General features: G+C 75.5%; 25 protein-coding genes and 1 tRNA gene. 22 read left to right on the forward strand and 4 right to left on the reverse strand.

Features of this window, described 5'->3' with window-relative positions; genetic code table 11:
- Positions 1–39 precede the first annotated feature (39 nt).
- The 6 genes from TK50_RS34270 (at position 40) to TK50_RS31245 (ending at position 4,554) form a co-directional block, all read left to right on the forward strand.
- Positions 40–135: transfer RNA gene (locus TK50_RS34270), tRNA-Sec, on the forward strand.
- Between the two features lie 22 nt (positions 136–157).
- On the forward strand, positions 158–1,456 hold the full coding sequence (selA, locus tag TK50_RS31225; RefSeq protein ID WP_043969102.1) for an L-seryl-tRNA(Sec) selenium transferase: 1,299 nt from the start codon (positions 158–160) through the stop codon (positions 1,454–1,456).
- Positions 1,457–1,494: 38 nt separating this feature from the next.
- Complete coding sequence (gene selB, locus TK50_RS31230; protein WP_043969103.1) at positions 1,495–3,258, forward strand: selenocysteine-specific translation elongation factor; 1,764 nt, start codon at positions 1,495–1,497, stop codon at positions 3,256–3,258.
- Between the two features lie 107 nt (positions 3,259–3,365).
- Positions 3,366–4,037, forward strand: a complete 672-nt coding sequence (locus tag TK50_RS31235) for a hypothetical protein (RefSeq protein WP_043969104.1) — start codon at positions 3,366–3,368, stop codon at positions 4,035–4,037.
- Positions 4,038–4,095: 58 nt separating this feature from the next.
- The gene (locus tag TK50_RS31240; protein WP_043969105.1) at positions 4,096–4,293 is read left to right on the forward strand and encodes a hypothetical protein; all 198 of its coding nucleotides are present in this window, start codon (positions 4,096–4,098) and stop codon (positions 4,291–4,293) included.
- A gap of 75 nt (positions 4,294–4,368) precedes the next feature.
- Entirely contained in the window at positions 4,369–4,554 is a 186-nt protein-coding gene (locus TK50_RS31245) for a hypothetical protein (protein WP_043969641.1), read from the forward strand.
- Between the two features lie 20 nt (positions 4,555–4,574).
- Here TK50_RS31245 and TK50_RS31250 read toward each other — a convergent pair whose 3' ends face one another.
- A complete protein-coding gene (locus TK50_RS31250) occupies positions 4,575–5,225 on the reverse strand; it encodes a hypothetical protein (RefSeq protein ID WP_043969107.1) in 651 nt (216 codons plus the stop codon).
- A gap of 125 nt (positions 5,226–5,350) precedes the next feature.
- Here TK50_RS31250 and TK50_RS31255 point away from each other — a divergent pair, with 125 nt between their 5' ends.
- Entirely contained in the window at positions 5,351–5,551 is a 201-nt protein-coding gene (locus tag TK50_RS31255) for a hypothetical protein (protein WP_043969108.1), read from the forward strand.
- On the opposite strand, the gene TK50_RS31260 is transcribed toward TK50_RS31255, so the two are convergent.
- The 3 genes from TK50_RS31260 to TK50_RS31270 all read right to left on the reverse strand — a co-directional run bounded on the left by TK50_RS31260 (position 5,548) and on the right by TK50_RS31270 (position 7,197).
- Entirely contained in the window at positions 5,548–6,027 is a 480-nt protein-coding gene (locus tag TK50_RS31260; protein ID WP_043969109.1) for a hypothetical protein, read from the reverse strand. The genes TK50_RS31255 and TK50_RS31260 overlap by 4 nt on opposite strands.
- Entirely contained in the window at positions 6,024–6,233 is a 210-nt protein-coding gene (locus tag TK50_RS31265; protein WP_043969110.1) for a hypothetical protein, read from the reverse strand. Before TK50_RS31265 ends, TK50_RS31260 begins: the two co-directional genes overlap by 4 nt.
- Before the next feature lie 82 nt (positions 6,234–6,315).
- Positions 6,316–7,197 carry a universal stress protein gene (locus TK50_RS31270; protein WP_043969111.1) on the reverse strand — a complete coding sequence of 294 codons (882 nt, stop codon included), beginning with the start codon at positions 7,195–7,197 and terminating at the stop codon, positions 6,316–6,318.
- Positions 7,198–7,322: 125 nt separating this feature from the next.
- Here TK50_RS31270 and TK50_RS31275 point away from each other — a divergent pair, with 125 nt between their 5' ends.
- From TK50_RS31275 to TK50_RS31345, 15 genes are all read left to right on the forward strand, one after another.
- Positions 7,323–8,069 carry an SAM-dependent methyltransferase gene (locus TK50_RS31275; RefSeq protein WP_043969112.1) on the forward strand — a complete coding sequence of 249 codons (747 nt, stop codon included), beginning with the start codon at positions 7,323–7,325 and terminating at the stop codon, positions 8,067–8,069.
- 122 nt (positions 8,070–8,191) lie between these two features.
- Entirely contained in the window at positions 8,192–9,379 is a 1,188-nt protein-coding gene (locus TK50_RS31280; protein WP_043969642.1) for a PP2C family protein-serine/threonine phosphatase, read from the forward strand.
- Between the two features lie 40 nt (positions 9,380–9,419).
- Positions 9,420–9,887, forward strand: a complete 468-nt coding sequence (locus TK50_RS31285; protein ID WP_043969113.1) for a MarR family transcriptional regulator — start codon at positions 9,420–9,422, stop codon at positions 9,885–9,887.
- A 307-nt stretch (positions 9,888–10,194) separates the two neighbouring features.
- Positions 10,195–10,845 carry a cardiolipin synthase ClsA gene (gene clsA, locus TK50_RS31290; RefSeq protein ID WP_043969114.1) on the forward strand — a complete coding sequence of 217 codons (651 nt, stop codon included), beginning with the start codon at positions 10,195–10,197 and terminating at the stop codon, positions 10,843–10,845.
- Positions 10,842–11,804: a DUF881 domain-containing protein gene (locus TK50_RS31295; RefSeq protein ID WP_043969115.1), complete on the forward strand. Its 963-nt coding sequence runs from the start codon at positions 10,842–10,844 to the stop codon at positions 11,802–11,804. The genes clsA and TK50_RS31295 overlap by 4 nt, the downstream gene beginning before the upstream one ends.
- Positions 11,801–12,133: a small basic family protein gene (locus tag TK50_RS31300; RefSeq protein WP_007071104.1), complete on the forward strand. Its 333-nt coding sequence runs from the start codon at positions 11,801–11,803 to the stop codon at positions 12,131–12,133. Before TK50_RS31295 ends, TK50_RS31300 begins: the two co-directional genes overlap by 4 nt.
- Before the next feature lie 10 nt (positions 12,134–12,143).
- Positions 12,144–13,097 (forward strand): DUF881 domain-containing protein, encoded by a 954-nt coding sequence (locus TK50_RS31305; protein ID WP_043969116.1) that lies wholly within the window; start codon positions 12,144–12,146, stop codon positions 13,095–13,097.
- A gap of 65 nt (positions 13,098–13,162) precedes the next feature.
- Entirely contained in the window at positions 13,163–13,543 is a 381-nt protein-coding gene (gcvH, locus tag TK50_RS31310; RefSeq protein ID WP_043969117.1) for a glycine cleavage system protein GcvH, read from the forward strand.
- 210 nt (positions 13,544–13,753) lie between these two features.
- The gene (odhI, locus tag TK50_RS31315) at positions 13,754–14,206 is read left to right on the forward strand and encodes an oxoglutarate dehydrogenase inhibitor Odhl (protein ID WP_007071101.1); all 453 of its coding nucleotides are present in this window, start codon (positions 13,754–13,756) and stop codon (positions 14,204–14,206) included.
- Between the two features lie 50 nt (positions 14,207–14,256).
- Positions 14,257–14,961 carry a transcriptional regulator FtsR gene (gene ftsR, locus TK50_RS31320; RefSeq protein ID WP_176734447.1) on the forward strand — a complete coding sequence of 235 codons (705 nt, stop codon included), beginning with the start codon at positions 14,257–14,259 and terminating at the stop codon, positions 14,959–14,961.
- Between the two features lie 223 nt (positions 14,962–15,184).
- Entirely contained in the window at positions 15,185–15,652 is a 468-nt protein-coding gene (locus tag TK50_RS31325; RefSeq protein ID WP_043969119.1) for a bifunctional nuclease family protein, read from the forward strand.
- A 195-nt stretch (positions 15,653–15,847) separates the two neighbouring features.
- On the forward strand, positions 15,848–16,432 hold the full coding sequence (locus tag TK50_RS31330; protein WP_043969120.1) for a MerR family transcriptional regulator: 585 nt from the start codon (positions 15,848–15,850) through the stop codon (positions 16,430–16,432).
- 346 nt (positions 16,433–16,778) lie between these two features.
- Complete coding sequence (locus tag TK50_RS31335; protein WP_043969643.1) at positions 16,779–17,966, forward strand: nitric oxide synthase oxygenase; 1,188 nt, start codon at positions 16,779–16,781, stop codon at positions 17,964–17,966.
- A gap of 2 nt (positions 17,967–17,968) precedes the next feature.
- A complete protein-coding gene (locus TK50_RS31340) occupies positions 17,969–19,171 on the forward strand; it encodes a globin domain-containing protein (RefSeq protein ID WP_043969121.1) in 1,203 nt (400 codons plus the stop codon).
- Positions 19,168–19,788 (forward strand): DivIVA domain-containing protein, encoded by a 621-nt coding sequence (locus TK50_RS31345; RefSeq protein WP_043969122.1) that lies wholly within the window; start codon positions 19,168–19,170, stop codon positions 19,786–19,788. Before TK50_RS31340 ends, TK50_RS31345 begins: the two co-directional genes overlap by 4 nt.
- Positions 19,789–19,830 lie beyond the last annotated feature (42 nt).

Raw genomic sequence — 19,830 nt, forward strand, 5'->3', positions numbered from 1 at the left:
CCCGCACGCCGGGCAGGGCGCTGTGGTCAAATGGCCGGTGGAGGCGTTCAGGCGGCTGGTGCCCCTCCCGGTCTTCAAAACCGGTGTGGTCCGGGACCCGGGCCAGGCGGGTTCGATTCCCGTCCGTCTCCGCCAGGCAACCCGTGGGAAGGACGCGATGCGCGACGCCGATCCCCGACGGCGGGTCCCGCGCACCGACGTCCTGCTGGCCGACCCCCGGCTGGCCGCCGCCGCCGACCGGCTGGGCCGCGACCGGGTCAAGGCCGCGATCGTCGCCGCGCAGGCCCGCGCCCGCGCCGGTGAGATCACCCCCGATCGGGTACGCGACGCCGCGGTCGCCGCGCTGCCCGCCGCGACGCCGGCGGCGGTGCTCAACGCCACCGGCGTCGTCCTGCACACCAACCTGGGTCGGGCCCCGCTGTCGGCCGCCGCCGTGGCCGCCGTGGCCGCCGCCGCCGGGCACACCGACGTGGAGCTGGACCTGGCCACCGGCCGGCGGGCCCGGCGGGGCCGCGACGCCCTCGCCGCGCTCGCCGCCGCCGTGCCCGACGCGGGCGGCGTGCACGTGGTCAACAACGGCGCGGCGGCCCTCGTCCTGGCCGCCACCGCCCTCGCGGCGGGTCGGGAGATCGTGGTCAGCCGGGGCGAGCTGGTGGAGATCGGCGACGGGTTCCGCCTGCCCGACCTGCTGGCCAGCACCGGCGCGCGGCTGCGGGAGGTCGGCACCACCAACCGCACCAGCCTCGCCGACTACGCCGACGCGGTCGGCCCCGACACCGGGTTCGTGTTGAAGGTGCACCCGTCGAACTTCGTGGTCACCGGCTTCACCAGCGCCGTCGGCGTCGACCGGCTGGCGACCCTGGGCGTGCCGGTCGTCGCCGACATCGGCTCCGGGCTGCTCGCGCCCGACCCGCTGCTGCCCGCCGAGCCCGACGCGGCGAGCACGCTGCGCGCGGGCGCGCACCTGGTCACCGCCAGCGGCGACAAGCTCCTCGGCGGCCCGCAGGCCGGGCTGCTGCTCGGCGACGCCGACCTGGTCGACCGGCTGCGCCGCCACCCCCTGGCCCGCGCCCTGCGGGTCGACAAGCTGACCCTCGCCGCGCTGGCGGCCACCCTGCACGGCCCCGACACCCCCACCCGGGCGGCCCTGCACGCCGACCCGGCCGCCCTGCGGCGGCGCACCGAGCACCTGCGCGACCGGTTGGCCGCCGACGGCTGCAAGGCCGAGGTGGTGCCCACGGCCGCCGTGGTCGGCGGCGGCGGCGCGCCCGGCGTCGAGCTGGACTCGTGGGCCCTGGCCCTGCCCGAGCGGTACGCCGGGCTGCTGCGCGTCGGCGACCCGCCGGTGCTCGGCCGGGTCGCCCGGGGCCGGCTGCTGCTGGACCTGCGCTGCGTGCCCGCCGCCGCCGACGACGCGCTGCGCGCCGCCGTGCTGGCCGTGCCGGCGGAGGACTGACGTGCCGGCGGACGCCGACCTGCGGGCGGTGGGCTGACGTGCGGGTGGTGGCCACCGCCGGGCACGTCGACCACGGCAAGTCCACCCTCGTGCGGGCGCTGACCGGGATGGAACCGGACCGGTGGGCCGAGGAGCGCCGCCGGGGCATGACCATCGACCTCGGCTTCGCCTGGACCACGCTGCCCTCCGGCGGCACGGTCGCGTTCGTCGACGTGCCCGGCCACGAGCGGTTCGTGCCGAACATGCTCGCCGGGGTCGGCCCCGCGCCCGCCGCGCTGTTCGTCGTCGCCGCCGACGAGGGCTGGATGCCCCAGTCCGCCGAGCACCTGGCCGCGCTGCACGCGCTCGGCGTGGCGTACGGGCTGCTGGTGGTGACCCGCGCGGACCTGGCCGACCCGGGGCCGGCGCTGGCCCGGGCCCGCGCGGAGATCGCCGCCACGTCGCTGGGCCACGTGGAGGCCGTCGCGGTCAGCGCCGTCACCGGTGTCGGCCTGCCCGATCTGCGGGCGGCCCTGGACCGCCTGGCGGCCCGGCTGCCCGACCCGCCGGCCGACGCGCCGGTGCGGCTGTGGGTGGACCGGTCGTTCACGATCACCGGCTCCGGCACCGTGGTCACCGGCACCCTCGGCGGCGGCCGGCTGGCCGTCGGCGACCACCTGGAGCTGGCGGGCACCGGCGAGCAGGTGCGGGTGCGGGGCCTGCACCGCCTCGGCGTCGCCCGCGACCGGGTCGACGCGGTGGCCCGGGTCGCGGTGAACCTGCGCAACGTGCCCCGCGACCGGCTGGGCCGCGGCGAGGCGCTGCTCACCCCCGGCCGGTTCGGCCGCACCGACCTGCTCGACGTGCGCGTCACCGGGGAACCGGCGGCCGACCTGCCGGCCACCCTCACCCTGCACGTCGGCTCCGCCGCCGTGGCCGCCCGGGTGCGCCCGCTCGGCGTCGACACCGTCCGGCTGCGGCTGGCCCGGCCGCTGCCGCTGCTCGTCGGCGACCGGGCGCTGCTGCGCGACCCCGGCCGGCACCTGATCGCCGGCGGGGTGACCGTGCTGGACGTGGCCCCGCCGCCGCTGACCCGGCGCGGGGCCGCCGCCGCCCGCGCCCGGGTCCTCGCCGACCTCGACGGCCGCCCCGACCTGGCGGGGGAGCTGCGCCGCCGCGCCCTGGCCCGGGTCGGGGAGCTGACCCGGATGGGGGTGCCCGTCACCACCGCCCCCGTCGCCGGGGACTGGCTGGCCGACCCCGAGCACTGGGCGGCCCTGGCCGCCCGGCTGGCCGCCGAGACCACCCGGTACGCCGCCGCGCACCCCCTGGAGGCGGGTGTCCCCGTCGACGTGCTGCGCCACCGCCTCGGCCTGCCCGACCGGGTCCTGGTCGAGGCCCTCGTGCGCCCGCCGCTGCGGGTGGCCGGCGGGCGGGTCACCGCGTCGGCCGGCGACGCGCTGCCCGAGCCGGTGGCCCGCGCGGTGGCCCGCGTCCGCGCCGAGTACGCCGACCGGCCGTTCCAGGCCCCGGAGGCGCACCGCCTCGCCGAGTGGGGACTCGGGCCCCGGGAACTCGGGGCGGCGGTGCGGGCCGGGGCGCTGCTGCGGCTGGCCGACACCGTGGTGCTGCTGCCCGGCGCCGTGGACGCCGCCGCCCGGGTCCTCGCCGGGCTGCCGCAGCCGTTCACGCTCAGCGCCGCCCGGCAGGCCCTGGACACCACCCGCCGGGTGGCGGTGCCGCTGCTGGAGCTGCTGGACCGCCGGGGCGTCACCCGTCGCCTGCCCGACGACGCCCGCAGCGTCGTGTCCCCGCCGCCCTGACCGGCCGGCCCGCCCGGCCGGCGGTGTGCTTTGTTGCGCGGTGCTGCGATCGTGGCGTGGTGACCGATTCGGCTCCCGCCTCCGCTGCCGGAGGCCGGTGGGGCCGGGTGTTCCTCCTGACGATGGTGCTGGGCTGGTCGGCCTGGGCGGTGCTGGCCTGGTGGGCTGCGCCCCGCGAGTCCGACGTCGGGCAACTGGGGAGGGACGTGGCCGCCGGCCGGGTCGTCACCGTCCAGCGCGGCGACGGCTGGCAGCGCCCGGGTGCCTTCTGGGGCACGACGCCGAACCTGCGGCCCGGCCCGCGGGGCCCGACGCTCGCCTGGAGCCTGCCCGACGGCCGGATCCGCTACGCCGACGTGGGGGTGCCGCTGGGCGACCCGGAACCCACGCCGGACGGGACGGACGGCCGCCTGACCCGCGTCGCGGAGCCCTGGCCGAGCACCTCCGCGCCCGCGCACCGGATCACCGCCGCCGCGGAGGTGCTCGCCGCCGCCGTGGCGCTGGGCTGGCTGGCGATGCTCGTCGTCGGCCCCGACCCGGTCGTCGGCACCCGCTGGTTCTGGTTCTGGCTGGGCTCGCTGCCGTTCGGGCTGGGCGTGCTCGCCTGGCTGCACCGGGAACGCTGGCGCCCGTCGCGCCGGCAGGGGTCCACTCCGCCGGCTGCGGCCCGCCGGTCCGGGTGGGCCGGCCTGGGGTGGAGCCTGCTGGCCACGGTGGGGCTGTCCCTCGCGGTGGTCGCCCTGCGCGGGCTGCTCGGCGGCGCGCTCGTCCCCGGCTGACCGGGCGGGTTTCGCAGGCGCGGCCCCGGCGGGCAACGGGTGGCCTAGCGTGGCGGTCATGGACCCTTCGGCGGTCTGGCGGGACAAGAGCCACCGGTGGCGGATCGAGGCGTACCGGGCACCGGACCTGCGCTTCGCCATCTTCGCCACGAACGGCCCCACCGAGTCGGCCCCGCTGTGGCTGTTCGGGATGGCCGCCCTGGCCCGCTGGCTGATGACCCACGCGATCTCCCTCGACGACCTGGAGACCGACTGACCGGCACCGCCCCGGTCGGGTGAAAAGAGGCTTTCGCCCACTTATGCGCGAATGGTGCTCCGTACCGTGCGGGGGATGAAGGACCGGGGAATGCGGACGGTCGTGGCGGTGCTCGCCGGCCTCGCGGTCATCTACTTCGGCAGCAAAGGCCGCAGCGCCGACGACGGCGGCGGCGTGTCCGGCGGGGTGGTGATCCTCGCCGTGCTGGCCGCCGCCCTGGCCTGGCACCTGACCAAGCCGAGCGACACCGCGGCCAAGTGACCCCGCGCCCCGCTGCGGCCTCAGCGGGCGGCTGCCCGCTTGACCTCCCGCGCGGAGTCCTCGTCGAGGGCCACCCGGACCAGCGCCGAGGCGAGCCGCCCGAAGTCCGCCCCGTCGACCAGCCCGCCGAGCCCACGCGGGTCGGCCGGCAACCCCAGCAGCCCGGCACCGGCCAGGGCCCGCCGGTCGGCGTACGGGCGCACGTCCGGCCAGACCGACTGCGCCTCGCGCAGGAAGATGTCCGCACCGGTCGGCCCGATCCCGGGGAACTCGGTGAGCAGCCGCCGCAGTGCCGCCGGTGACCCGCCGGCCTCCCGGTGCAGGCGGCGCAGGTCGCCGTGCCAGCGGTCCAGGCACAGCCGCGCGCCGGTGCCGAGCATGGTGGCGGTCCGCTCGTCGTAGCGGCGGTAGTGCCCGCGGCCCAGCGCGTCGACGCGGGCCTGCCAGCTCGCCGCCTCCATCGCCTGCGGCGTGCGGTAGCCGCAGGCGAACAGCTCCCGGGCCGCCGCCACCGCCACGCCCGCCCGGATCCGGGTGCTCAACAGCGTGGCCAGCACCAGCAGCTGGTAGAGCGGGCCGGGCCGGTCGGCGAGCCGGATGCCGGCCTCCTGCGCGTACGTGCGGCCCTGCTGCTCCAGCAGTGCCTGGGCGGTCCTGCGATCGTCTGCCACGCCTGCGGGATACCCACGCCGCAGCCGTCCACCCGCGCGGAGCTCGGCGCATGGGGGGTGCCGTGGCGGGTAGACGCGACGTGGCGCGGCCCACGCCGCGCCGTCCACCCGGAAGGGAGAATCCCGTGACGAACCCGCAGCAGCCAGAGCTGCGCCGCAACGCGCGCAACGACGCGGTGCAGGACTCCAAGGGCCCCGGCGTGTCCGGAGGTCCCCGCCACGGCGGCGCGTCGCAGGGCGACCGGGGCCGCACCGTGCCGCGCGGTCAGGTGTCGCCGTACGGGCCGGCCGGGGCACAGGTCGCCGACGACGACAGCGACGACTAGCCCCGCCGCGACGAGGGCGGCCGCAGCCGGTTCCAGGTGGCTGCGGCCGCCATCCCGTACGCCAGGTGCGGCACGACGTCCGACAGCCAGTCGGTGCGGCTCCACCGACGCGGGTCGGTCACCCCCAGCGCCGTCATCGACGCGTCGGAGGCGGCCATCACGCCCCCGCCGAGCAGCAGGACCGCCACCGGCAGGGGCGGGGTGCGCCGCCGAGCGACCAGCACGGCGAACGCCGCGCCGGCGGCGATGCCCAGCCCGTACCCGAGCAGGGGCCCGAGGCCCGCGCGACGGTTGGCCGCCCGGTCCTCGGGTCCCAGGTCCACGTGCGCCAGCCCGGCCACGCGCCGGGCGCTCTCCTCGGGGGTGCTGCTCGCCGGTCGGGCGCGCAGCACCATGTCGACGTAGCTGACCGCGTTGAGCGCGACGCTGCCGACCGCGCCGGCGACGGCCCCGTCGACCAGTGGCGTCCGGTTCACTTCGGGTCGCCCGGTTCGCGTTCGCCCTTCGGGCCGTACGTCCGTTCGCCCCGCACGATGCCGCGTTGTCCCCGGTCGTCCTGCAGGATCCGGTTGGCGACCTGGTTGGCCTCGGAGTCGGCCGCCCGTCCGGAGTTCTCGATCAGGTCGCGCAGCCGCGCCCGCTCCTTGTCGTACGCGTTGCTGCCCGGTCGTGGTCCTGGCATCGCCGCCTCCTCGCGGTGGTGGGGCCGTTGGCGCAGGTCGTCTACCCGCCTGTGCCGCGGCCAACCGTCCCCCGGCCGCCGCTCAGGCCGGTGCGCGCACCACGGCGACGGGGCAGTCGGCGCGGTGCAGCACGGCGTGGCTGACCGAGCCGAGGAGCAGGCCGGTGAACTCGCCGTGGCCGCGCCCGCCGACCACCAGCAGTTGGGCGTCGCGAGAGGCGTCGGTGAGCGCCGCGACGGGCCGCCTGCGCACCACCTGCGCCTCGACGGGCACCTGCGGCCAGCGTTCGCCGAGACCGGCCAGGGAGTCGGCCAGCACCCGCTGTTCCTCGCCGCGCAGGCGGTCCTCGTCGTACACGAGGGGCTGCATGTCGCCGGGCCCGGCGGAGGCGGGGTGCCGGTAGGCGTGCACGGCGCGCAGCGCGACGCCGCGCGCCGCCGCGGCCTCGGCGGCGAACTCCACGGCCGCCCGCGACAGCGCGGAGCCGTCCACCCCGACCGCGACCGGCCCGCCGGGGCGCGTCGCGCCGCGCGCCACGAGCACGGGACAGTCGGCGTACGCGGCGACCTGCACCGCCACCGAGCCGAGCACCAGCGTCGCGAACCCGCCCAGCCCTCGGTCACCGACGACGACCAGCGCGGCGGTGGGGGACTCGCCGACCAGCACGGCGGCCGCCTCCCCGTCGATGATCTCCCCGGTGACCCGGACGTCCGGCGCGGCCTTCTCGGCCTCGGCGACGGCGTCGGCCACGAGCTGTTCGGCCTGCTGGCGCAGCCCGGCGCCGGGCGGGGCGCCGGCCGCCGGGCCGAGGGGCACCCGCAGCAGCGGCCAGATGAAACCGTGCACCACCCGCAGCGGCCGGTCCCTGCGGGCCGCCTCCGCGGCGGCGAGCCCCACGGCCCGCAGGGACGACGGCGAGCCGTCCACGCCGACCACCACCGCCGCGCCGTTGGCCGCGTTCACCGTCGTACCTCCTTCGCCGTGCGCCCGCGGTCAGTATCGCGGCCCGCCGGCCGTCGCCGAGGCGATACCGCCCACGCCCCGGGGGCCGATACGGTGACCGGACTCTCCGCAGGGAAAGGACGCCGATGGACGACGCCGCGCAGCCGAGCACCGCCCGCATGATCGACTTCTGGCTCGGCGGGGAGCACCACCTCCCGGTCGACGTGGCGGCGGCCCGGGCCTTCGAGGGGGCGTACGGGCCGTGCGCCCCGCTGTTTCGCGACCTGCGGGCGTTCCTCGGCCGGGCCGTGCGGGCGATCTCCGCCGCCGGGGTGGACGCCTTCCTGGTCTTCGGTGCGGGCGTGCCCACCCGCGGCAACGTGCACGAGGCGGCGCCGGAGGCCACGGTGCTCTACACCGACGTGGACCCGGTCACCGTCGGCATCGGGCAGCGGATCCTGGCCGGCAGCGACCGGGCCGGCTACGGCTTCGGCGACGCCACCGACCTCACCACGATCGACCCGGCGCTGCTGCACCGGTTCGTGCCGGGGTGGGGCAGCCGCCCGGTCGGCGTGGTCTTCCTCGGCCTCGCGGCGTTCCTCGACGACGCGACGCTGCGGCGCACCCTCGACGATCTGTACGCGGCCACCGCCCCCGGCAGCCTCCTCGCCGTGGACTTCGACAGCGAGGAGTTGGCGGCGTATCCGCAGGCCCTGGCGATGATGGGCCCGACGTTCCGGATGCGGCCGCCCAAGGCGTTCGGTCCGCTTCTCGGCCGGTGGACCCCGACGCCGGAGGGCATCGTCCCGGTGACCCGGTGGCGTCCCGACGGCCCGCCGGCGGACCTGCCCGACGCCTTCCACGGCGGGCTCGCCGTCCGGCACGCCGACTGAGACGGCGGCTCCCACAGCGCCCGGTGACGCGCCCGACGGGGTTCGGGGTGACCGTGCCCGCCGGCTGGCCGGAGCCCTCCGTATGATGCTTGCCCTACAGCAAGAGTTGTCGGAGGGTGATCATGCCGGAGGCGTCCGGAACGGTGTCCCGCGCGCTGCGCGAGGCGCCGCCCGACCGGTTGGCGGAGGCCGCCGACCGGGCCATCCGCGCTGCTCTCGGCGCGTCCCGGACCGACGTGTTCGTCGCCGACTACCGCATCAGCGGCCTGTGGCCGGTGCTGGACCCGGACCTGCCCGACGCCGGCTTCCTCGCCTGCCACGGCGTGGCGCAGCGCTGCTTCAGCAGCCAGCAGCCGGTCCTCGACGGCGGGGACGACGGCCGCTGCCGGGTCTACCTGCCGCTGACCGTGTGGGGCGAGCGCCTCGGCGTGCTCCTGGTCGAGCTGCCGGCCACCCCGGCCGCGTCGACCGTGGAGGCGGCCCGGGACATCGCCGGTGAGCTGGCGCTGGCGCTGCGCGCCGCCGACCGGGGGACCGACCGGTACCGCCGGGCCCGCCGCCGCGAGCGGCTGAGCATGGCCGCCGAGATGCAGTGGGACCTGCTGCCGGGCCGTAGCGTCACGCACGGCGCGTTCCTGCTGGCCGGGCAGCTGGAGCCGGCCTACACCGTGGGCGGCGACCACTTCGACTGGTCCGTCGACGGCGACCGGCTCGCGCTGACCGTGCTCAACGGCGCGGGCACCGGCCTGTCGGCGTCGCTGCTGACGGCGGTGGCGGTCAACGCGATGCGCAACGCCCGCCGCTCCGGCGGCGGGCTGGTCGAGCAGGCCGAGCTGGCCTCGGACACCGTCTTCTTCCAGCACCGCGGCGAGCGGCACGTGGCGACGCTGCTGCTGGAGTTGGACGCCACCGACGGCCGGGTCCGCGCGGTGGACGCGGGCTCGCCCCACGTGCTGCGGCTGCGGGGCGGCTCGGTGCAGCGGGTGCCGCTGGAGCAGCAGCTGCCGCTGGGCATGTTCGCCGAGACCCGCTACGAGGTGCAGGAGTTCACCGTCGAACCGGGCGACCGGCTCTTCGTGGTCAGCGACGGCGTGTACGCGGCGGCGCCGGACGGCGGCGAACCGTACGGCGAGCGGGCCATGGCGCGCTCGATGCGCGCGACGCGCTTGCAGCCGGCGACCGAGGCAGTTGGTACGGTGATGCGCGGGCTGCAGTCCTACCACGCCGACGCCGATCTGCGCGACGACGCGGTGGTCGTCTGCCTCGACTGGCGCGGCCGGGCCGGCGGTCCGGGCGGCGGGGCGCGGTGACGGGGCGGTAGCGGGACACGGACATCGCAGGGGACGTCGGGTGGAGCAACCGGATCTCGCCGCGGCGATCGACGCCGCAGCCGAGGCGCTCGTGCGCGTGCTCGACCCCACGGGCTCCCGCCACCAGATGACGGTCTCACCCACGCAGCTGCGGGTGCTGTCGCTGATCAGCGCCCGCCCCCGCACCAACGTGAACCGCCTCGCCGAGCTGCTCGACGTGGTGCCGTCGTCGGCGAGCCGGCTGTGTGACCGGTTGGAGGCGATCGGGCTGCTGCGCCGGGTCGCCGACCCACGGGACCGGCGGGAGGTGCGGCTGGTGCCGACGGCGGCGGCCGAGGCGCTGCTGCGGGAGCTCACCGAGCGCCGGCACCGGGCGGTCCGCGCGGTGCTGGAGCGGATGCCGTCGCGTACGCAGCACGAGCTGCTGTTGGCGCTGCTGGCGTTCGGCCAGGCGGCGGCCCCGGCGCCGGCGGTGGCCCAACCCGAGCCGGGCGCCCGGACGGCCTGACCGCGCCCCCGGCCCTCGCCGGCGTGATCGACCGCGGGGTGGTCGCGCCGCGACGACCGGCGCGACGTGAGCTGAGCCACATTGACGCGACCGCCCCGGCGAGGCGAACGCGGGCCGCCGGGAGCCGGAACCAGGCCCGATATAGTGGCAGCGCAACTCACCGGCCCCTGATCCTGCGATCGGGGGCCGCACCAGGGGAGGTCCCAGCCCGGGATCCGAGGGCGCCGGCGGCGGCCGGCCCGGCAACGCGCACGTCCCTCCGCAGCGCCCGTCCCGGGCGCCGGACCGTGCTGCGGAGGGAGGTTCGGTGTCGCGTCGGCCGGCGGGGGGCCCACCCCCGGATGAGACCCACGGCCCGCACGCCGCGCCGACCGGGGACCGCGTCCTCACCCTGCCCAACCTGATCAGCTTCGTCCGGCTGCTCGGCGTGCCGCTCTTCCTCTATCTGCTGCTGGTCGCCCACGCCGACGTCGCCGCGGTGGTGGTCCTGGCGCTCGGGGGCACCACGGACTGGGTCGACGGCTGGATCGCCCGCCGCCTGCGGCAGGTCAGCCGGCTGGGCGAGCTGCTGGACCCGCTGGCCGACCGGCTCTACATCCTGGCGACCCTGCTGGCGTTCACCGCCCGCGAGGTGGTGCCCTGGCAGTTCACCGTGGCGCTGCTGGCCCGGGAGTTGCTGCTGCTGGGCTCGCTGGGGGTGCTGCGCCGGCACGGGTACGGCCCGCCGCCGGTGCACTACGTCGGCAAGACCGCCACGTTCCTGCTGCTGGCCGCCTTCCCGATCCTGTTGCTGGCGCACGCCACGTCGGCGGTCACGGCGACGGTGGCCGGGGCGGTCGGCTGGGGGCTGGCCTGGTGGGGTCTGGTGCTGTACTGGGCGGCCGGCGCGCTCTACGTGCTGCAGGCGGCGCGGCTGGTGCGGGCGGTGCGGTCCCCGGCGGCGGGGGCGGCGGCGTGAGCGCCCCGCAGCGGCGGCCCGACGCCCCGCAGGGCGACGGCCCGGCGGCCCGGGTGTACGCGCCGGACTTCCTGACCGAGCTGTTCCGCAACCCGCTGGACCCGGGGTACGCCGACGCGGCGGCCCGGCGCCGGGACGCGCCGCCGTCGGGGTGGCGCGGCCGGTCGGCGCGGTCGGTCAGCCTGGTGGTGCTCGTGGCGTTGGGGTTCCTGTTCGCCGTGGCGTACCGGCAGACGATGGCGGAGGAGCCGGGGCGCAGCAAGGCGCGGGCGGACCTGGTGGCGCAGATCAAGGAGCGCGAGGCGGAGACCGACGAGATGGCGGCCCGGGCCGACCGGCTGCGGGAGGAGGTCGGCCGGCAGCGGGACGCGGCGCTCAGCGGCTCGCAGGCGTCGCGGTTGCGGCGGCTGGAGGCGGGCACCGGCCTGGGGCGGGTGCGCGGCGACGGCGTGGTGGTGCGGTTGGCGGACGCACCGCCGAAGGACGACGGGGCGGTGACCGGCTCCGAGGGCGGGCCGCCGCGGGTGCTGTACACGGATCTGCAGAAGGTGGCCAACGACCTGTGGGCGGCGGGCGCGGAGGCGGTGGCGATCAACGGCCAACGGTTGACGGCGACGTCGACGATCCGGTCGGCGGGCGCGGCGATCCTGGTGGACTTCCGGCCGGTGACGGGGCCGTACGAGGTGTCGGCGATCGGGCCGGGCTCGCTGCGGGACCGGTTCGACGACAGCCGGGCCGCGTTCCTGATGCGGGAGCTGGTGAACTCGGTGGGGCTGTCGTTCCAGGTCCGGGAGGTGGAGGACCTCACCCTGCCGGCGGCGCCGGAGCCACGGCTACGCTACGCCGAGCCTTCGGTCAGTCCGAGCCCGTCCGTGTCGGGTTCGGGCGTCGAGGGTTCGTCCGGTCCTGAGCCGTCCGGCTCTGGTTCGTCTCCCAGTCCTTCCGGAGGTGGCCGATGATCGCGGTGCTGGCGTTGCTCGCCGGGGTGGTGCTCGGGGTGTACCTCGATCCCACGGTTCCCGCGGCGTTGCAGCCGTATCTGCCGATCGCGGTGGTGGCGGCGTTGGACGCCGTGTTCGGCGGGGTGCGGGCGAAGCTGGACCGGATCTTCGACGACAAGCAGTTCGTGGTGTCGTTCATCTCGAACGTGCTGGTGGCGGGTCTGATCGTGTATCTGGGTGACCAGTTGGGCGTGGGTGGGCAGTTGTCCACCGGCGTGGTGGTGGTGCTCGGGGTGCGGATCTTCGGCAACGTGGCGGCGATCCGTCGCCACCTGTTCCGGGCGTAGGCTCGAGGCGATGAGCGAGGAGCAGTCCGAGACGGGCACGGGGTGGCCGCAGCCGGCGGTTCCGGGCCGGCCCACCGGGCCGGACCCGCGGCCGGGGGCACCGGATTCCGACGAGATGTCGCCGCTTTCGCCGCAGGGTGAGCCGCCGGGCCGCCAGTCGCCGCCGGACGAGCCGGACGCCGGCGACGCGGTGACGGTGGACCTGTCGTCGGTGACCGCGCCGGCGGGCGCGGAGCAGACCCCGCCGACGGGGCCGGCCGCGGTGGCGCGGCGCTTCACGTCGGCCGGGGCGATGATCGCGTTGTTGCTGGGCCTGTTGGGGTTCACCCTGGTGGTGCAGTTGCGCACGACGTCGACGGATCCGACGTCGGCGGCGACCCGCCAGGAGGACCTGGTGCGGATCTTCTCGGATCTGGATTCGCGGGAGAAGCGGCTGCGCCAGGACATCGAGGCGTTGGAGGAGAGCCAGCGGCAGTTGCGCTCGGGTGAGCAGGGGCGGCAGGCGGCGCTGCAGGAGGCGACGCGGCGGGCCGACGAGCTGGGCATCCTGGCGGGGACGCTGCCGGCGCGGGGGCCGGGGTTGAGCGTGCGCTTCGAGGCCGGGTCGAAGCCGATCTCGGCGTACCGGGTGCTGGATGCGGTGCAGGAGCTGCGGGGTGCGGGCGCGGAGGCGATGCAGATCTCGGGCGGCGACGGCGCGGCGGTGCGGATCATCGCCTCGACGTACTTCCTGGACGGCTCGGGCGGGGATCTGGTGGTCGACGGACGCCGGTTGTCGGGGCCGTTCACGATCACGGTGATCGGTGATCCGACGACGATGGCGACGGCGTTGAAGATTCCGGGCGGGGTGGCCGCGTCGGTCGCCGGTGACGGCGGTAACGTGATCGTCGAGGATCGTGAGGTGGCCGACGTGTCGGCGCTGCACGCGCCCGTGAAGTTGGAGCACGCCCGTCCGGTCTCCTGACCGGTGCGGCCCGCGCCGGTCCGCCGGCGCACCACTGGTCGGCACGACGATGAAGGACGCGTCTGGTGATTCCCGAGGATCTGCGGTATACCGCTGAGCACGAGTGGGTGGCGGGTGACGGTTCGGGCGCGGTCCGGGTCGGCATCACGCACTTCGCACAGGACGCGCTGGGTGACATCGTCTTCGTCCAGTTGCCCGAGGAGGGCGCGGAGGTGGCCGCGGGCGACTCGTTGGGTGAGATCGAGTCGACCAAGAGCGTGTCCGAGATCTACGCCCCGGTGAGCGGGGTCGTGGCGGCGCGGAACGAGGCGTTGGTGGACACTCCGGAGGTGATCAACTCTGATCCGTACGGTGCGGGTTGGCTGGTGGAGATCACGCCGGGTGATCCGGCGGCGGTGGACGGGCTGCTGACCGCCGGGGCTTACCGCGAGCTCACCGAGAGCTGAGTGCCCGTTGGGCGTGTGGTGTTCGTGCCGCGCGTCCGGTTGCCCTGCATTTCGGCGCTGGCTAGGCTCGCCCAGTCGACCGAGAACCCATAAGTTGAGCGTTGCGGAATTGCCTTTCCGGGCACGGGGAGCCAGCCGCCGGGTGTGCTGCCCGGCGGCCAGACCCGAATCACCCGACGCCGACGCGAAACAGATCCGTGAGGTGGTCCCATGACGCGGCCAGACGACGAGTTCCCCCCGCTCGACGTCACTTCGACGCTCAATCTCGGTTCGCTCGACGAAGTGCTGGAGGGGCCGGACACCGATGTGGTGCCGAGCCGGATGTCCGGTTCGTTGCCGCCGGGTATGGCGCTGCTGGTGGTTCGTCGGGGCCCGAACGCGGGCGCCCGGTTCCTGCTGGATCACGACGTGACGACGAGTGGCCGGCATCCGGACAGTGACATCTTCCTGGACGATGTGACCGTGTCGCGTCGGCACGCGGAGTTCCACCGGGACGGCGGGACGTTCACGGTGCGGGACGTGGGCAGTCTGAACGGCACCTACGTCAACCGGGAGCGGGTCGAGGCGGCCACGTTGAGCAACGGTGACGAGGTGCAGATCGGCAAGTTCCGAGTGGTGTTCATCGCCGGTCCGCGCCCGGAGGAGGAGGCCGGCCGGGGGTGAACGAGCCTGCGGCTTCGACGCCGCCCGGTGCGGCCCGCGCGCAACCGCTGATGAGCATCGGCGAGGTGCTGGGGCAGTTGCGGGTGGAGTTTCCCGACGTCACGATTTCGAAGTTGCGGTTCCTGGAGGCCGAGGGCCTCGTCGAGCCGCAGCGCACCGCTGCGGGCTACCGGAAGTACAGCTGGGACGACGTGGCGCGGTTGCGGTTCGTGCTGACCGCGCAGCGTGACCAGTACCTGCCGTTGCGGGTGATCCGTGAGCAGTTGGCGCAGTGGGACGCGGAGGACGGGCCGGCGCCGTCGCGGCCGACGCTGGTGGCGGTGGGCCCGGGCGGTGAGGTGCCCGGTCGTTCCGCGCCGGCGGATCAGCCGGTGGATTCGGCCCAGGTGCGGTTGGGCCGGTCCGACCTGGTCGCGCGCAGCGGGATCGACGAGTCGACGTTGGGCGAGTTGGAGCGGCTCGGGGTGTTGGTGTCCGATCCGCCGGGTTGGTACGACGGGGACGCGTTGATCATCGCGCGGGCGGTGGCGGGTCTGGCGGCGTACGGGCTGGAGCCTCGGCACCTGCGGGGTTACCGGACGGCGGCGGACCGGGAGGTGGGTTTGTTCGCGCAGTTGGTGGCGCCGTTGGTGCGGCAGAGCGACCCGGCGGCGCGGGCGCGGGCGGCGGAGACGGCGCGGGAGTTGGTGGCGTTGTCCCAGCAGTTGCACGCGGCGTTGGTGCGCGTGGGGCTGCGCTCGACGTTGGGTCGGTGACCCTGGGGTGGTGCGCGCGGCCCGGGCGTTGGCCCGGGCCGCGCGGCGTTTGGCGGGCGCGGTGGGCGGGGTCGGCTTCCGGGGGCGTGTCGTAGGCTTGCCGGGGTAACCCTTCTCTGGCGCGGGGCGTGCGGGTAGCGCATGGGATGTGCGTGTCGCGGTCCGTGTACCGTGCAGGGAAGGTCGCGGTACGGGCGTAGGTGACAACGACACGGAGGCGGCGGTGCGCGAGCTGAGCGTGGTCGGGGTTCGGGTGGAGCTGCCCAGCAACCAGCCGATCGTCCTGCTGCGGGAGGTCGAGGGGGATCGCTACCTGCCGATCTGGATCGGTGCGGTGGAGGCGACGGCGATCGCGTACGAGCAGCAGGGGGTCAAGCCGGCCCGGCCGTTGACGCACGATCTGTTGCGGGACGTGCTGGCGGCGCTGCAGGCGCCGCTGCGGGCGGTGGAGATCACCGAGCTGAAGGAGAACGTCTTCTACGCCGACCTGTTGATCGGTGACGACGGGGTGCGGGTGTCGGCGCGGCCGAGTGATTCGATCGCGTTGGCGTTGCGGGTCGGTGCGCCGATTCGTTGTGCCGAGCAGGTCCTCTCCGAGGCGGGGATCGTGATCCCGGACGAGCAGGAGGACGAGGTGGAGAAGTTCCGCGAGTTCCTGGAGCAGGTGCGTCCGGAGGACTTCGCGGGCTGACCGCGTTTCCCGACCCACCGGATGGTGGTCACTGTGGGTGACCTGCCGGCGTGTCGGTGATCTTTGCCGTGGCTGCGCGGCGTGTCGCGACCGTTCCTGCGCGGTAACTCTTCAAGGGCGCTATAGGGTTGCCGTGTCGAGGGGTGCACGTCCCGGATGCGACGTGTCACCGCACTGGCGGGGAGGTTGGTCCGGATGCACGAGCCGCGAGATCCCGAGCCTGGCACGCAAGCGCAGGAGACGGGTGTGGTGCCGGCGGGGCCGGCGACTGAGGGTGACGGTGCGGTGGGCTACCGGGGTGTGACCGCGTGCCACGCGGTGGGCATCACCTACCGGCAGCTGGACTACTGGGCGCGCACGACGCTGGTGGTGCCGAGCGTGCGGGACGCCTCGGGGTCGGGGACGTCCCGGTTGTACTCGTTCCGCGACCTGGTGGTGTTGAAGGTCGTGAAGCGCCTGCTGGACGCCGGGGTGTCGTTGCAGAACATCCGTAAGGCGATCGAGGCGCTGCGCTCGCGCGGGGTGGCCGACCTGGCGGGGATCACGCTGATCTCGGACGGCACGACGGTGTACGAGTGCCGCTCGCCGGAGGAGGTGGTCGACCTGTTGCAGGGCGGCCAGGGCGTGTTCGGCATCGCCATCGGCGGCGCGTTCAAGGAGATCGAGGGGTCGTTGTCGCACCTGCCGGCGGAGCCGGCCGAGCCGGCGCCGGGGGCGGCGGGCGACGACGCCGTGCAGGACGAGCTGGCGGCCCGCCGGGCGCGCCGCCGCGCGGGCTGACCCCGGGCCGACGGCGGCCGGCGGCGCTGGTCGGGCGGTCGGGAACTGTCCCGGGTGGTCCGCTTTGATGTAGGACGATCGTGTGTGTGCGTTCACGGGACGTGTCGGGCCGGTTGACAGCTTTTGCGTTGCCAGGAATCCTATGGGGCGGCATTCGCGGCTCGCTGCGGTCGCGTCACCGTCGGTGAGTGCGGTGGCGAGCCGCCGGCCGGTGGACGGGACGACCCACGGTGTGGCGACGGCGCCGCCCGACGATCGGATTTGAACCGAAGTGCAGACTGACAGTCAGGCCGGCGTGACCCTGGTGGACGTCGGCGGGCGGGCCGTGGGTGGATCCGGCTGCCCGGTGGCACACGCGCCGTTGCCGCCGCCCGCGCCGGCAGGTGACGTGCTGGCGGAAGCAACCGAGTTCCTGCATCTGTTCCACGCGGAGCGGCGGCTGCCGGGGGTGGCCGCGCGGATCGCGCAGGTGCGGGAGGAAATCGCCGTGACGGGCACGTACCGGCACACCCGGGAGGAGCTGGCGCACGGCGCGAAGGTGGCGTGGCGGCAGTCGGTGCGGTGTGTGGGCCGGGTGCGGTGGGCCGGTCTGCGGGTGCGTGACCGCCGGGACGTGACGACGGTGGCGGGGATCGCGGAGGAGCTGGCGCGGCACCTGGCGGCGGCGGACAACGGTGGCCGGATCCAGTCGGTGATGACGGTGTTCGCACCGGACCGGCCAGGGGTGGGGCCGCGGGCGCGGATCTGGAACGACCAGTTGATCCGCTACTGCGGTCACCGGGGCGCCGACGGGTCGGTGCTGGGCGATCCCGCCCAGGTGCCCATGACGGAGGCGGCGCTGGCCCTGGGGTGGCGGCCTCCGCCGGCGCCGGGCCGGTTCGACCTGTTGCCGTGGGTGATCGAGACGGCGTACGAGGATCCGACGCTGGTGCGGGTGCCCCGGGAACTGGTGCGGGAGGTTGCGCTGACGCATCCGGCGTATCCGTGGTTCGCGGGGTTGCGGCTGCGGTGGCACGCGTTGCCGGTGATCAGCAACATGCGGTTGCGCGTCGGCGGGGTCGACTACAGCTGCGCGCCGTTCAACGGCCACTACCTCAGCGACGAGATCGGCACCCGCAACATGGGCGACCGGGACCGGTACGACCAACTGCTGACGGTGGCCCGGGGGCTGGGACTGGACACGTCGCGGGAGGACACGCTGTGGCGGGAACACGCCGCGTTGGTGATCAACCAGGCGGTGTTGCACTCGTTCCGCCTGGCGGGGGTGCGGGTGTCTGATCCGCACACCGAATCGGAGTTGTTCATGCGGTTCTGCGCGCAGGAGGAGCGGGCGGGACGGCCGGTGCACGGCGACTGGTCGTGGCTCAACGGCAGCGTCGGATGGGCGGCTCTACACGCGGTGCACCACCGCTACTACGACCCGGGGGTGCCGAACCCGAACCTGTGGCCGGCACCGCGGGCGTACGGATCGGCCGGCGTGCCGGAGGCGACCCTGCGGGGGCGTCACGACGCGGCCCGCCGGCGGGAGGACTGAGGATGGACGTCGCGGCGTTGCGGCAGAGTTGGGCGCAGTTGCGGGTGGCGGGTCCGGAGGCGGCGAAGTACTTCTACGCGACGCTGTTCACGATCGCCCCGGAGGTGCGGTCGATGTTCCCGACGAACATGCGTTACCAGGAGGACAAGCTGCTGGCGGCGTTGGGGCACATCGTGAGCCACGTCGACGACGAGCGGGAGCTGGCGGGCTTCACGCGGCGGCTGGGCGCCGATCACCGTCGGTTCCGGGGCGAGGACCGGCAGGGCCGGGTGGTGCCGCTGGGCCAGGGGCACTACCGCTGGGTGGGCCAGGCGTTGCTGGCGACGTTGGAACGGTTCCTCGGGCCGCGGTGGACGCCGGGGCTGCGGGCGGACTGGGCGACGGCGTACGAGGTGGTGTCGGGCCTGATGCTGGCCGGCGCGGCGGACGCGGAACGGTCGTCGCCGCCGCTGTGGGAGGCGCAGGTCCTCGCGGTGCAGCGACGCCGCGCGGACCTGTGCGTGTTCACGGTGCGCCCCAACTATCTGTGCGAGTACCTCCCGGGGCAGTCGCTGCCGGTGCAGGTGCCGCAGTTGCGGCTCTGGCGATACCTGTCACCGGCCAACGCGCCGCGCCCCGACGGCACGATCGAGTTCCACGTGCGCGCGGTGGGTCGCTTCTCGACGCATCTGGTGCGCCGCCTGCGGGTGGGGGATCAGGTGCTGCTCGGCTCGCCGACGGGCACCGCGCTGGCGGCGTACGACCGTTCGCCGCAACTGCCGTTGCTGCTGGTGGCCGGGGGGACGGGGCTGGCGCCGTTGCGGGCGGTGGTGGAGGCGTTGCGGGCAGGCCCGGGGCGGCCCACGACGTTGGTGGTGGGCGGCCGGGCCCCGGAGGACCTCTACGACGACGCGACCGTGCGAAAGTTGGCGGACGCGACGGGTTGGCTGCGGTACGTGCCGACGGTGCAGACCGGCTGGGGATGGTCGGGGGCCGTGGGCACGGCAGGCGACACGGCGGTGCGGCTGGGGCCGTGGGAGGAGGCCGACGTGCTGGTGTGCGGCAGCCCGGAGATGACGCGCGAGACGATCGGGGCGCTGCTCGGGTCGGGGGTGGCCCCGCACCGGATCCTGGCCGAGGCCTACGACCACTGCCAGTATCCGCCGCTGGCCGGTTCAGCCGCCGCGGTGGCGGTGCGGGACTTCAGCGCGACGGGGGTGCGATGAGCATCGACGCGGGTGACCATGGCGGTACGGCCAGGGTGGTGGGCACGTTGACGGCCCGCCGGTTCCGTGGGGGTGACTGGCTGCCGGTCGACCAGGTCGCCGACGTGGCCCGGTCGGCCGACGAGCGGATCGGGTTGCTGCACGGTGAGCTGGAGCGGCTGCGGCGGGAGAACGAGACGCTGGTGCGGCAGGTGGAGATGCTGCGGCACGGGGCTCTGCCGAGCGCGGCCCCGCAGGGCCCGGACTCGATGGTGATCGAGTTGGCGGTGCGGGCGCAGGAGGAGGCGAACCGGACGATCGAGGACGCCGGCGCGGAAGGCGCGGAGATCATCGCGGACGCGCGGCGGCAGGCCGAGGAGATCGTCGCCGAGGCGCACCGGCGGGCCGGCGCGCTGCTCGGTACGCGCCCGGACGCGGCGGATGCCCGCGCCGAGGAGCTGCGGCTGCTGGGGCGGGTGCGCGAGTTGGAGAGCCGGCAGGCGGCTCTGGCGGCGGCGGCGCAGCAGCAACTGGGCCGGTGGCAGGCCTACCTGGCGGGGCAGGCGGAGCAGGTGCGGGCGCAGGCGGAGCAGACCGCCGAAGCCGACCGGCAGTTGCGTCAGGTCCTCGGCGGGTAGCCCGCCGGGGCCGCGGGCGAGCAGCGTCACGCGGCCGGCGGT

Origin of the sequence: Micromonospora haikouensis (genome assembly GCF_000876225.1) — a bacterium.
Classification (GTDB): Bacteria; Actinomycetota; Actinomycetes; order Mycobacteriales; family Micromonosporaceae; genus Micromonospora; species Micromonospora haikouensis.

Coding starts and splice junctions, on each gene's coding strand:
- TK50_RS31345 (WP_043969122.1), top strand. CDS start 19,168: ATGAGCATCGACGCGGGTGACCATGGCGGTACGGCCAGGGTGGTGGGC.
- TK50_RS31305 (WP_043969116.1), top strand. CDS start 12,144: ATGAGCGAGGAGCAGTCCGAGACGGGCACGGGGTGGCCGCAGCCGGCG.
- odhI (WP_007071101.1), top strand. CDS start 13,754: ATGACGCGGCCAGACGACGAGTTCCCCCCGCTCGACGTCACTTCGACG.
- ftsR (WP_176734447.1), top strand. CDS start 14,257: ATGAGCATCGGCGAGGTGCTGGGGCAGTTGCGGGTGGAGTTTCCCGAC.
- TK50_RS31240 (WP_043969105.1), top strand. CDS start 4,096: ATGGACCCTTCGGCGGTCTGGCGGGACAAGAGCCACCGGTGGCGGATC.
- TK50_RS31245 (WP_043969641.1), top strand. CDS start 4,369: ATGAAGGACCGGGGAATGCGGACGGTCGTGGCGGTGCTCGCCGGCCTC.
- TK50_RS31265 (WP_043969110.1), bottom strand. CDS start 6,233: ATGCCAGGACCACGACCGGGCAGCAACGCGTACGACAAGGAGCGGGCG.
- TK50_RS31280 (WP_043969642.1), top strand. CDS start 8,192: ATGCCGGAGGCGTCCGGAACGGTGTCCCGCGCGCTGCGCGAGGCGCCG.
- TK50_RS31275 (WP_043969112.1), top strand. CDS start 7,323: ATGGACGACGCCGCGCAGCCGAGCACCGCCCGCATGATCGACTTCTGG.
- TK50_RS31330 (WP_043969120.1), top strand. CDS start 15,848: ATGCACGAGCCGCGAGATCCCGAGCCTGGCACGCAAGCGCAGGAGACG.
- selA (WP_043969102.1), top strand. CDS start 158: ATGCGCGACGCCGATCCCCGACGGCGGGTCCCGCGCACCGACGTCCTG.
- TK50_RS31340 (WP_043969121.1), top strand. CDS start 17,969: ATGGACGTCGCGGCGTTGCGGCAGAGTTGGGCGCAGTTGCGGGTGGCG.
- TK50_RS31300 (WP_007071104.1), top strand. CDS start 11,801: ATGATCGCGGTGCTGGCGTTGCTCGCCGGGGTGGTGCTCGGGGTGTAC.